This is a genomic window from Streptomyces sp. NPDC020489 (assembly GCF_044386545.1).
Classification (GTDB): domain Bacteria; phylum Actinomycetota; class Actinomycetes; order Streptomycetales; family Streptomycetaceae; genus Streptomyces.
On sequence record NZ_JBIRUZ010000010.1, the window covers coordinates 68,508 to 80,349 of the forward strand.

Sequence of the window (11,842 nt, forward strand, 5' to 3'; positions counted from 1 at the left end):
CGCATAGTGGGTATGAACCTGCTGGCACCCGTATGGATTTATCTGCCCCTTGGTCCGACCCCGCGCTCTTGGGATCTTTGGAGGTGAACCGCCGTGGCACTCTCGATTTCGGCGGTGGTGCTGCTGGCGATCATCGTCTTCCTGCTGATCAAGAAGTCAGGGTTGAAGGCGGGTCACGCGATCGTCTGCATGCTGCTCGGCTTCTACCTGGCCTCGTCCACCATGGCACCGACGATCAGCGAGCTGACGACGAACATCGCGGGGATGATCGGCAGCATCAAGTTCTGACGCCTTTAGGGTGGTCCCCATGACGGAACCACCCGCCCGGCGTCTGCTGCTGGTGCACGCGCACCCGGACGACGAGTCGATCAACAACGGCGCGACCATGGCTCGCTACGCGGCCGAGGGTGCCCGGGTGACCCTGGTCACCTGCACGCTCGGTGAGCGCGGCGAGGTCATCCCGGCCGAGCTCCAGCACCTGACCGGCGCCGCCCTCGGCGTGTACCGGCGCAGCGAGCTCACCGCCGCCATGCGCGCGCTCGGCGTCGAGGACTTCCGTCTGCTGGGCGGCGCTGGCCGCTACCAGGACTCCGGGATGATGGGGCTGGCCGACAACGACGACCCCGCCTGCTTCTGGCAGGCGGACGTCGACGAGGCCGCCGCCCATCTCGTCGAGGTCATCACCGAGGTGCGCCCGCACGTCCTCGTCACCTACGACGACAACGGCGGCTACGGCCACCCCGACCACATCCAGGCCCACCGCGTCGCCATGCGCGCCGCCGACCTGGCCGCCGAGGCGGGCTGGACGATCCCCAAGATCTACTGGAACCGCGTCCCGCGCACGGTCGGCGAACAGGCCTTCGAGCGGCTGGCCGGTGCCCTGCCGGGCCTGCCCTTCGACCGGTCGGGCGTCCTCGACGACGTCCCCGGGGTCGTGGCCGACGAGCGGATCACCACCGAGATCGACGGCACCGCGTACGCCGGTGCCAAGGCCGCCGCGATGCGCGCGCACGCCACCCAGATCACGGTCGCCGAGCCCTACTTCGCGCTGTCCAACCAACTCGCGCAGCCCCTCTTCGTCAACGAGTACTACGAGTTGGTGCGCGGCGAGCGGGGTGCGCCGGGCAGGGAGACCGATCTGTTCGCCGGGGTGGGGGAGACGTCGTGAACGAGCGCGGCCCGATGCTCGCCCAGCCCCTGCGGGCCCCGTCCGCCGGGCGGGCGCTGATCTTCGTCGGTCTGTTCGTGCTCGGCGCGGTCGTCGGCGCGGCCGGGGCACTGGTGCAGGGCGGCTGGTTCCCCGGGGGCCTGCTCCTCGCGCTCGCCGCCGAGGCCGGACTCTGTCTGGGCGGCGCCCGTGCCGCCGGCGCCCGCAGCGGGGCCGTCGCGCCCGCCGCCGGCTGGATGCTCGCCGTCATCCTCCTCACCACCAGCCGTCCGGAGGGCGACTTCCTCTTCGGCGCGGGAACCGGCTCCTATCTCTTCCTGCTCGGAGGCATGGCTACGGCTGTGATCTGCGCCACGCTTGGGCAGGGACGGCAACCGGGCGGCGACGCCGTCCGACTTGGCAAGTGACGTACTACTTCGCCGCGATGGGGACGTGCGAGTCCGGTGTGGGTTTCCCCAGCGGTCGTGGGATACGCGCCAGAAGTGGCCAGTATGGTGGTGCGCGCCGCCGAGCCGCCCGCGCAGTTGAGGTCGACACGGGCGGTGGAGCCAACCGGGAGAACCTGCCTTGAGTCGTGAAACTGACAGTCCGTCCTCCGGGCCCAACGGGCGCGGTGGAGCCGCCTACCCCTCGGGCACGCCGCCCTACGGGACCCCCATGGCTCCCGGCGACGCTGCGGACGCGGGCCGTTCGGGCGCGCAGTCCGAGGACCGCAAGACCGAGACCACGCTGACGACCCGGATCCGGATCAACATCCCCGGGTCGCGGCCCATCCCGCCGGTCGTCGTGCGCACGCCCGTCGGGGACACCGACGCCGCCGGCGAGCCCGAGGCCGAGACGCCTGCGCCGGGTGCGGCCACCTCCGCCGGCACCGCCGAGACTCCCGCCGAGCCCGCTCCGGCCGGTGAGGAGAAGGCGAGCAACTGGTTCGCGCCGCGCAAGTCCGGCCCGGCCAAGGGCGGATCAGGGGCCGGCGCGTCCAACGGGGCCGGGATCCCCGGGGGTTCGGGCGCGGCTCCCGGCGCTCCGCGTCCCGGTGCCGCCCCTGCTCCGGGCTCCGGCGCGGGGCGTCCCGGCGGTGTGGTCGGTTCCATGGGTGTGCCGGGCGGCTCCTCGCGTCCCGGCGGCAACGGCGCGGGCCTTCCGGGCGCGACCGGTGGTCCGGTGGCCCCCGGACACGGCGGCGGCACGGGCTCCTTCGACGTGACCGAGGCGCTGGGCAACGGCACCCGCCCCGGCGCCGAGCCCCGACGCGACGACCTTCCGTACTTCGTGGAGAACGGCGGCGGGGCACCGACCGGCCAGCACGGGCAGACCGGGCCGGGCGGTCAGAACGGGCAGGCCGGGCCGGGTGGTCAGAACGGGCAGGCGGGGCAGGGTGGTTACGGTGGTGCGGGCGGCTACGACCCTTCGAACGGCTACGACGCCTCGAACGACTTCAACGGCTCGACCGGCTCTCACCGCCTGGACGACCTGAACGACTTCAACGACTCGACCGGGTCCCACCGCCTCGACGACCTGAACGACTTCAACAGCTCGACGGGCTCGCACCGCTTCGACGCCTCCCACGACTTCAGCGGGCCGAACGACTTCGGAGGCCCGACCGGTCCCGGCGGCCCCGGCCCGCAGGGCCCCGCGGGTCCGACCGGTGGCCCGGTCACCGGCGACGGCCCGGCGATCCCACCGCTCGGCGGCGGCCAGGCCGGGCCTCCCGGCGGTCACCGCGGGCCTGGCGGACCCGGTGTCACGGGCGCTCCCGGTGGTCCGGGGGCCCCGAGCGGCTTCGGTGGTCCCGGCGGTCCGGGCGGTCCGGGCGGTCCCGGCGGTCCGGGCGGTTACGGCGGCCCGGGCGGTCCCGGCGCACATGGCGGACCCGGTGCGCATGGGGGACCCGCAGGTCCCGGCGGCCCCGCAGGCCCCCACGCCTCCGCCCCCGGGATGACCGGCCTCCCCGGCGGCCCCGGTGCCGGACCCCAGGGCGTCCCCGGCGCCCCCGGTCACCCCGGCGGCGGTCTGAGCGACGACACCGCGATCCTCACCCCGCAGAAGCCGGCCCCCGAACCGGGCACCCCCGGCTACGGCACCCCCGGCGCCCCGCCGGACAACGTCTCCGGGCACACCGTCACCAGCGGCATCCCGGTCGTGCCGTCCTCGGGGCAGAACGCCCCGTTCGGGCCGGGCGGCCCGTCCGACGGGCCGATGCAGCACACCGCGCCCAAGCTCCCCGAGCCGGTCGCGCCGAACGTGCCGGCCTCCTCCAAGAAGCCCAAGAAGAAGGGCCGCAACAAGCTCGCCCTGATCGGCGGCGGACTCGTCTTCATCGCGGCGGGTGCCTACGGCGCCGGGCTGCTGATGAACCACTCCGACGTGCCCAAGGGCACCACGGTGCTCGGCGTCGACATCGGCGGCGGCACCCGTGACGACGCCGTCAAGAAGCTCGACGAGGCCTTCGGTGACAGCGTGAACAAGCCGCTGAAGCTCTCCGTCGGCGGCAAGACCGTCGCGCTCAAGCCGGACCAGGCGGGACTCCAGTTCGACGAGGCGGCCACGGTCGCCGCGGCCGCCAAGAGCGACTACAACCCGGTCTCCGTCATCGGCTCCCTCTTCGGCAACCACCGGGTCGTGGAGCCGGAGATGCCGGTCGACGAGGAGAAGCTGACCGCGGCCCTGAAGGACGCGGCCGGCGGCGCCGGCTCGGTGACCGAGGGCACGATCAAGTTCACCTCCGCCGGCAAGGCGGTCGCCGTGTACGGCAAGGCGGGCAAGGGCATCGACGTCGCCAGGTCGACCACCGCGGTGGAGGAGGCGTACCGCACCCAGGTGGAGACCGGCAGCGTCGGCGCGGTGGCGGTCGCGACGACCACTCAGCAGCCGTCGATCACGAACGCCGAGGTCGACCGCATGATGAAGGAGTTCGCGGAGCCCGCGATGTCCGCGGTCGTCACCATCACGGGCGGTTCGACGCCGATCCAGTTCGGCGCGGTGTCCCTGCCGAAGATCCTCGGGGTCAAGGCTGTCGACGGCAAGCTCGTCGAGACGTACGACCTGGAGGCGCTGAAGGAGGCGTACGGCACCGTCTTCGACGGCGTGAAGGTCAAGACGGCGACCGGGGAGCGGGGCGTCCTGCCGCAGGACGTCGTCTCCGTGCTGCGCAAGGTGCTGGTCGGCAAGACGACGGCGGAGCGCACCGGGGCGATCGACACCAACCCGAGCTAGCAGGCCTCGCACCGACCAGGGGCACCCGGCACGCGCCGGGTGCCCCTTCGTCGTGGACGCCGTATGACATCTGTCATCCGGCAGTCAGGATCGCCGACACTGACGGGCGAGGGGTCCGGAGCGCCACTCTGGATCACATGACAACGACAGCGGTCGAATTCGACCAGGTGAGCAAGGCGTACGGCGAGGTCAGGGCCGTGGACGGGCTGACCCTGGCGCTGTACCCGGGGCAGACCGTGGCTCTGCTGGGCCCCAACGGCGCCGGCAAGTCGACCACGCTCGATCTGCTGCTCGGGCTCAAGACCCCCGACAGCGGCAGCGTGCGGCTCTTCGGTGGCGGACCGCGTGAGGCGATCGTCGCCGGGCGGGTCGGCGCGATGCTGCAGAGTGGCGGGCTGATGGACGAGGTGACGGTCGGCGAGCTGGTGCGGCTGGCCTGCGATCTGCACCCGAGGCCGTACCGGCCGAACGACGTGCTCGCCCGCGCCGGGATATCCCAGCTCGCCGACCGCAAGGTCAACAAGCTCTCCGGCGGACAGGCCCAGCGCGTCCGCTTCGCCCTCGCGACCGCCGGCGACAGCGACCTGATCGTCCTCGACGAGCCCACCACCGGCATGGACGTCACCACCCGCCAGGGCTTCTGGGCCACCATGCGCGAGCAGGCCGACCAGGGGCGGGCGGTCCTGTTCGCCACCCACTACCTGGAGGAGGCCGACGCGATCGCCGACCGCGTGCTGGTCCTGCACCGCGGCCGGCTCCTCGCGGACGGCACCGCGGCCGAGATCAAGGCGAAGGCGGGCGTCCGGCGGATCTCCTTCGACCTGGAGGCCCCGGTCGACGAGACCGCCCTGCGCGGCCTCCCGTTCCTGACCACCCTCACCGTCTCGGGCCCCACCGTCCGCATCCAGTCCACCGACGCCGACGCCACCGTCCACGCCCTCTACGGCCTCGGCGTCTACCCCCGCAACGTCGAGGTCGCCGGGCTCGGCCTGGAGCAGGCCTTCGTCGCCATCACCGAGGCCGAGGAGGCCCGTACGTCATGAACAGTCTGATCAGGCTGGAGCTGGCCCGCGCCCTGCGCAACCGCAAGTTCCTGTTCTTCTCGGTGGTCTACCCCTCGATCCTGTTCCTGCTCATCGGCGGCAGCGCCGACAGCACGTCGAAGGTCGACGGGACGGGCCTGACCCTGCCGACCTACATGATGGTCTCCATGGCCTCCTTCGGCGCTCTGACGGCCGTCCTGATGGGCAACAGCGAGCGCATCGCCAAGGAGCGGGAGGGCGGCTGGGTGCGGCAGCTGCGGCTGACCCCGCTGCCGGGCCGCGGCTATGTCCTCGCGAAGACCGCGAGCGCCGCGGTCGTCAGCCTGCCGTCCATCGTCGTGGTGTTCGCCGTCGCCGCGGTCGTGAAGGACGTACGGCTGGACGGCTGGCAGTGGCTCGCCCTGACCGGCGCGATCTGGGCCGGCAGCCTGGTCTTCGCCGCGCTCGGCGTGGCCCTCGGGTACCTCGCGACCGGGGACGCGGTCCGTCCGATCACGATGATCACCTACTTCGGGTTGTCCATCCTCGGCGGTCTGTGGATGCCGACGACGTCCTTCCCGACCTGGCTCCAGGACATCGCCGAGTGGGTGCCCACGCACGCGTACGCTGCCCTCGGGCAGGCGATCGAGCAGAGCCAGGCCCCCCACGCCAAGGACATCGCCGTCCTCGCCGTCTACTTCGTCCTGTTCACCGGCGGCGCGGCCTGGCTGTACCGGAAGGACACGCTGAAGGCGTGAGTGCCATGACCGACGACCAACTGCCGCCGGACGCCCGGCCGGAGCACGCGATCCGTGTGGGCCGGCCGCCCCGCGACCGGGCCGAGGCGACGCGCAAGCTCGTGTGGATCCTGCCCTGGCTGATCTTCCTCGGCTCGCCGGTGCGTGACCTGGACTCCGGCGCCCACTCGACGCCCGCGACCGTGGCGGGCTGGCTCGCCCTGGCCGCCTTCACCGGCGTCTACCTGACCCTGGTCTTCCGGAACATGGGCCGGCCCTTCTCCGGCCCGGCCGTGGGCGCCCTCGTGGGCCTGCTGGGCACCCTCGCCGTGGTCTTGTGCGTCACCCTCGGCGGCGCGTGGATCGGCCTGTTCGTGTACGTCTCCGTCACCTGCGGGGCCACGCTGCCGCAGCGGGCCGCGTACTGGGCGGTCGGCGCCAACACGCTCGCGATGCTCCTGGTCGGCCTGTACGTCGGGTCGGACGACTGGAGCCTGGTCCTGGTGGTGCTGCTGCTGGGCTTCGCGATGATGGGCGTCAAGCAACTGGTGCGCACGACCGTCGAGTTGCGCAGGGCGCGCGCGACGGTCGCCCAACTGGCCGCCAACGAGGAACGGTTGCGCCTGGCCCGGGACCTGCACGACCTCCTGGGCCACTCGCTGTCGCTGATCACCCTCAAGAGCGAACTCGCCGGCCGGATGCTCCCCGACCACCCCGACAAGGCGGCCCGGCAGGTCGCCGACATCGAACAGGTCAGCCGCCAGGCCCTCGTCGACGTCCGCGCGGCCGTCTCCGGCTACCGCCGCACCCGGCTCTCCGCCGAACTGGCGGGCGCGCAGGTCGCGTTGAACGCCGCCGACGTCATCGCCGAGCTGCCCGCCGAACCCGACCTCGACGGCCTCGCCGAGGAGGGCGAGAGCGCCCTCGCCTGGGCGCTGCGCGAGGCGGTCACCAACGTCGTACGGCACAGCGGCGCCAGTCACTGCACCATCGAGGTGCTGCGGCGGCAGACCCTCGACGGCCCGGTGTGGGAGCTGTCCGTCGAGGACAACGGCTCGGGCGGCTCCGGCGCGGGCCCCGGCAACGGTCTGACGGGCCTGACCGAACGCCTGGACAAGGCGGGCGGCACCCTGGAGGCGGGCCGTACCCGGCACGGGTTCCGGCTGGTCGCCCGGGTCCCCGCCGCCACGTCGGCGCCCGTAGGATCCGGCGCATGAGCCCTACGATCAAGGTCCTCCTCGCCGAGGACCAGTCGATGGTCCGCGAGGCCCTGGCCGCCCTCCTCGGTCTGGAGGACGACATCGAGGTCGTCGCCCAGGTGGCCCGCGGCGACGAGGTCCTCGCCGCCGCGCGTGCCCACGACGTCGACGTGGCGCTCCTGGACATCGAGATGCCGGGCGCCACGGGCATCGAGGCGGCGGCCCAGGTCCACAAGGAACTCCCGGCGGTCAAGCTGGTCGTCCTCACCACCTTCGGCCGCCCCGGCTATCTCCGCAGCGCGATGGAGGCCGGCGCCGACGCCTTCCTGGTCAAGGACGCCCCGGCGGCCCAACTGGCCCAAGCGGTACGCAAGGTGCTCGCGGGGGAGCGGGTCATCGACCCCACGCTGGCGGCGGCGGCCCTGGCGGAGGGCGCGAACCCGCTGACCGACCGGGAACGCGAGGTGCTGCGCGCGGCGGAGGACGGCTCCACGAACGCGGAGCTGGCAACCAAGCTCCACCTCTCCCAGGGCACGGTCCGCAACTACCTCTCGACAGCCATCCAGAAGCTGGCGGCACGAAACAGAGCGGAGGCAGCCCGCCTGGCCAGAGAGAAGGGCTGGTTGTGAGGCGGGGCTGGGAGGGGGGGGCGCGCGCCCGGTGGGGCCCAGGAGATTGCGCGCCCGGCGGGACTCGACTCCGCACCCGGCGGCGATGCACGCCCCCGACCCCCCCCGTCCCGCCCCCCTCAGTTCAACATCGCCCGTGCCGCATGAGCCTGGCCCCGGACTCGTGCCGCGGCGGTCTCGTCCACGGTCCTCACCACGTCCGCGTACGCGTCCAACTCCCGGGCTCCGCCCAGGAAGTCGCCGCGCTGTACCAGCAGCTGCGCCCGCTCGTACCGCAACCGGGCGGGATGCGAGGGCAGCAGCAGTGACAACTCCACCGCCCACAGCGCCACGTCCGACCGCTCCGGCCGGGCCGTCGCCCACGCCCGGACGTTGTTGAGGATCCGCAGCACCACGTCCAAGGGATCCGCGGGCGTCAGCATCGACGGATCCAGCGACGCCCCCGTCGCCCCCGCCACCAGCAGCTCCGCGTCCGAGCCGGTCAACACCCGCCCCCCGTCGAACGGATCGGCGAGCACCTGCTCCGCCTCCGCTCCGAACCCGACGACGAAGTGTCCCGGCAGCGCGACCCCGTACACATGGGCCCCAGCTCGTCGGGCCACCTCCATCCACACCACCGACAGCAGGATCGGCAGGCCCCGCCGCCGCCGGAGCACCGAGTGCAGCAACGACGACTCGAGCCGCTGATAGTCCGCGGCCGAGCCGCGGAACCCGCACCGCTCGCCGAGCAGCTCGCGCAGCGACACCGCCCAGGAGCGCGGTCCGCCCGGCCGGAACGGCAGCTGTCCGGCGAGGTCGTCCAGTGCGATCTGTGCCGCGTCCATGCCCGCCTCGTCCAGCGTGCCGTCCGCCTGCGCGCCCACGAGGAGGCAGAGCAGGGACAGGTCGGGCCGCTCGGACCGGGCCTCCTCGGCGAACCGGCGGCGCAGTTCCGCGGAGCGTTCCGGGGGCGGGGGGTAGAGGGGGTGCATAGCTGGGTCGTGCCCGGTCACGACGATCGGTACCGCTCGTCGTCGAGGCCGGTCGGCTGTCGGTAGTGGTGGTACGCGTGGTGCGCCGTGAAGCCCATCCCGGCGTACAGCGCCCGCGCGCCCGCGTTGTCGTCCTCGACCTGGAGCCACGCGGCCGACGCGCCCTCGTCGAGCGCCCGCCGGGCCAGCGCGGCCATCACCGTGGTGGCCAGGCCCCGCCGCCGCTGTGCGGGGTCCACCTCGACCGCGGCGAACCCGGCCCACCGGCCGTCCACGACACACCGCCCGATGGCGGCCGGCGCGGCCCCCGCGGAGTCACCCGGCACCGTCGCGAACCACACCGAGGGGCCGCTCCCCAGCACCTTCAGGGCCACCTCGCTCACCCCCTTGCGCTGGTACCGCGCGAGCCATGCCTCGTCCGCCGCCCGGGACAGCGTGACCCCCTCGCCCCCGGTCCGGTCGGCGACCGGGGCCAGCGCGCCGATCCACAGCTCGGCGGTCACCTCGCGCACCCACCCCCGCTCCTCCAACTGCGCGCACAGCAGCTCCTGCGTGCCCTCGGCGCCGGTGGCGGTCTGGACGTACGCGGGCAGCCCGCGGGCGCCGTACCAGCGCCGTACGGCCTCCAGGGCCCCGTCCAGGGGGAGGCCCGGGTCGCCGAGCGGGAGCACCGAGTTGGCCCGGCGGGTGAAGCCCGAGGCGGCCCGCAGCTCCCAGTCCCCGAGCCGCTCGCTCTCCACCGGCCGCCACGCGCGGGTGGCGATCCGGGACAGTTCCTCGTAGGAGGCGGAGGGGCCCCGGCGGCGGGCCGGGGCGCTGGGCACCACCTTGCCCGCGACCAGCGAGGATTCCGCGATGTGGACGGTCTCGCCACTCTTGCGTGTGATCAGCAGCACACCGTCGTCCCATGATGCGAGAACACCCACCGTGTCGGTGAACTTCTCACCCGGAACCGCAGGATCGTTCAAGCGGCGTACCGACACTCGTTTACCCACGTCAGCAGTGGTGATACGGACCTCAAGGCGCCCCGTCGCAGAGATTTCCACAGGTCAGTTCACCCCTCCTGTTCGGATCATGCCCAAGAACGGAGATACTAGGGGCGGGCATCGACGACGCCGCGCTCCCGCGCGCCAGGCGGCGGAGCCTACGGAGGCCCGCCAGCGCCCTATCGAGGAGGAACGACAGCGTGACCTACGTCATCGCGCAGCCTTGTGTCGACGTCAAGGACAAGGCGTGCATCGAGGAGTGCCCGGTCGACTGCATCTACGAGGGCTCCCGGTCCTTGTACATCCACCCGGACGAATGCGTCGACTGTGGTGCCTGTGAGCCGGTCTGCCCGGTCGAGGCGATCTTCTACGAGGACGACACTCCCGAGGAGTGGAAGGACTACTACAAGGCGAACGTCGAGTTCTTCGACGAGCTCGGCTCTCCCGGTGGTGCCAGCAAGCTGGGCCTGATCGAGCGCGACCACCCGTTCGTCGCCGCGCTGCCGCCGCAGAACCAGTAGAAGCGGCCCACGCCAGCGCCGCCTCGGTCCCGTACGGCTCGATCGCCCTGATCGCCGTACGGGGCCGAGGCGTTTGCCGTACAGCGCCGTACCAGCGCCCGTACGCGTGCCGCACGCGTGCCGTCGAGAAAGTGAGCCAGACACCGTGTCCGCAGTCTCCGACCGTCTCCCCACCTTTCCCTGGGACAAGCTGGAGCCGTACAAGAAGACGGCCGCCGCGCACCCCGGTGGCATCGTCGACCTGTCCGTCGGCACCCCCGTCGACCCGGTTCCGGACCTGATCCAGAAGGCGCTCGTCGACGCGGCGGACTCCCCGGGCTACCCGACGGTCTGGGGCACCCCGGCACTGCGCGACGCGATCACGGGCTGGCTGGAGCGCCGGCTGGGCGCCCGCGGGGTCACGCACCAGCATGTGCTGCCGATCGTCGGCTCCAAGGAACTGGTCGCCTGGCTCCCCACCCAGCTGGGCCTCGGTCCCGGCGACCGGGTCGCGTACCCACGCCTGGCCTACCCGACGTACGAGGTCGGCGCCCGCCTGGCGCGCGCCGAGCACGAGGTCTACGACGACCCGACGGAGCTGGACCCCGAGGGCCTGAAGCTGCTCTGGCTGAACTCCCCGTCGAATCCGACGGGAAAGGTCCTGTCGCAGGACGAGCTCACCCGGATCGTGGCCTGGGCTCGCGACCATGACGTGCTCCTCTTCTCCGACGAGTGCTACCTGGAACTGGGCTGGGAGGCGGACCCGGTCTCGGTCCTGCACCCGGCCGTCAATGGTGGATCGTACGAAGGGGTCGTATCGGTTCACTCCCTCTCCAAGCGCTCGAACCTGGCCGGCTACCGCGCCGCGTTCCTGGCCGGCGACCCCGCCGTCCTCGGCCCGCTGCTTCAGATCCGCAAGCACGGCGGCATGATGACCTCCGCCCCGACCCAGGCGGCGGTGGTGGCCGCCCTCGGCGACGACGCCCACGTGCACGAGCAGCGCGAGCGGTACGCCGCCCGCCGCAAGGCGCTGCGCGAGGCGCTGGAGGCCCACGGCTTCCGGATCGAGCACAGCGAGGCCAGCCTCTACCTCTGGGCCACCCGCGGCGAGTCCTGCTGGGACACCGTCGCCCACCTGGCCGACCTGGGCATCCTGGTCGCGCCGGGCGACTTCTACGGCGAGGCGGGCGAGCGGTTCGTCCGCGTGGCGTTCACGGCGACCGACGAGCGGGTGCGGGCTGCCGTGGAGCGGCTCGTGTGACGCCCGTGGACACGACGACGGGGCCCGGGGGGGGGGGCCCCCCCGCCCCGGGGGGGGGCGGGGCGGGAAAAAGCCCCGCCGGGGGCGAATAAAAGGTACGGGCACCCGGGGGAGCCCCCCCCTGGGTGGGGGCAACCGGGGGCCCCCCCCCCT

At 72.8% G+C, this 11,842-nt stretch carries 12 protein-coding genes; 10 read left to right on the forward strand and 2 right to left on the reverse strand.

The genetic code is table 11. The annotated features are described in order from the left end of the window. Nucleotides 1-93 precede the first annotated feature (93 nt). From ACH41F_RS26090 to ACH41F_RS26125, 8 genes are all read left to right on the forward strand, one after another. Nucleotides 94-288 (forward strand): hypothetical protein, encoded by a 195-nt coding sequence (locus ACH41F_RS26090; RefSeq protein WP_109496262.1) that lies wholly within the window; start codon nucleotides 94-96, stop codon nucleotides 286-288. A gap of 19 nt (nucleotides 289-307) precedes the next feature. Next, nucleotides 308-1,168 (forward strand): N-acetyl-1-D-myo-inositol-2-amino-2-deoxy-alpha-D-glucopyranoside deacetylase, encoded by an 861-nt coding sequence (gene mshB / locus ACH41F_RS26095; protein ID WP_398837760.1) that lies wholly within the window; start codon nucleotides 308-310, stop codon nucleotides 1,166-1,168. Between the two features lie 14 nt (nucleotides 1,169-1,182). Continuing rightward, nucleotides 1,183-1,575, forward strand: coding sequence for a DUF6113 family protein (locus ACH41F_RS26100; protein ID WP_398837906.1), 393 nt, complete (start codon nucleotides 1,183-1,185; stop codon nucleotides 1,573-1,575). Nucleotides 1,576-1,825: 250 nt separating this feature from the next. Further along, nucleotides 1,826-4,384, forward strand: a complete 2,559-nt coding sequence (locus tag ACH41F_RS26105) for a hypothetical protein (protein ID WP_398837762.1) — start codon at nucleotides 1,826-1,828, stop codon at nucleotides 4,382-4,384. A gap of 137 nt (nucleotides 4,385-4,521) precedes the next feature. Next, nucleotides 4,522-5,427: an ABC transporter ATP-binding protein gene (locus ACH41F_RS26110; RefSeq protein WP_398837763.1), complete on the forward strand. Its 906-nt coding sequence runs from the start codon at nucleotides 4,522-4,524 to the stop codon at nucleotides 5,425-5,427. Continuing rightward, complete coding sequence (locus tag ACH41F_RS26115) at nucleotides 5,424-6,164, forward strand: ABC transporter permease (protein ID WP_391243735.1); 741 nt, start codon at nucleotides 5,424-5,426, stop codon at nucleotides 6,162-6,164. Before ACH41F_RS26110 ends, ACH41F_RS26115 begins: the two co-directional genes overlap by 4 nt. A gap of 5 nt (nucleotides 6,165-6,169) precedes the next feature. Then, a complete protein-coding gene (locus ACH41F_RS26120) occupies nucleotides 6,170-7,360 on the forward strand; it encodes a sensor histidine kinase (protein WP_398837907.1) in 1,191 nt (396 codons plus the stop codon). Further along, entirely contained in the window at nucleotides 7,357-7,971 is a 615-nt protein-coding gene (locus tag ACH41F_RS26125) for a response regulator (protein ID WP_391243738.1), read from the forward strand. The genes ACH41F_RS26120 and ACH41F_RS26125 overlap by 4 nt, the downstream gene beginning before the upstream one ends. Before the next feature lie 119 nt (nucleotides 7,972-8,090). On the opposite strand, the gene ACH41F_RS26130 is transcribed toward ACH41F_RS26125, so the two are convergent. Both ACH41F_RS26130 and ACH41F_RS26135 read right to left on the reverse strand, forming a co-directional pair. Further along, nucleotides 8,091-8,942, reverse strand: a complete 852-nt coding sequence (locus ACH41F_RS26130) for a tetratricopeptide repeat protein (RefSeq protein ID WP_391243739.1) — start codon at nucleotides 8,940-8,942, stop codon at nucleotides 8,091-8,093. Between the two features lie 17 nt (nucleotides 8,943-8,959). Then, nucleotides 8,960-9,988 (reverse strand): GNAT family N-acetyltransferase, encoded by a 1,029-nt coding sequence (locus ACH41F_RS26135; RefSeq protein ID WP_391243742.1) that lies wholly within the window; start codon nucleotides 9,986-9,988, stop codon nucleotides 8,960-8,962. Between the two features lie 140 nt (nucleotides 9,989-10,128). On the opposite strand from ACH41F_RS26135, the gene fdxA reads away from it, so the two are divergent. Both fdxA and ACH41F_RS26145 read left to right on the forward strand, forming a co-directional pair. Further along, nucleotides 10,129-10,449: a ferredoxin gene (gene fdxA / locus ACH41F_RS26140; protein ID WP_019058397.1), complete on the forward strand. Its 321-nt coding sequence runs from the start codon at nucleotides 10,129-10,131 to the stop codon at nucleotides 10,447-10,449. A 145-nt stretch (nucleotides 10,450-10,594) separates the two neighbouring features. Continuing rightward, entirely contained in the window at nucleotides 10,595-11,689 is a 1,095-nt protein-coding gene (locus tag ACH41F_RS26145; RefSeq protein ID WP_391243744.1) for a bifunctional succinyldiaminopimelate transaminase/glutamate-prephenate aminotransferase, read from the forward strand. Nucleotides 11,690-11,842 lie beyond the last annotated feature (153 nt).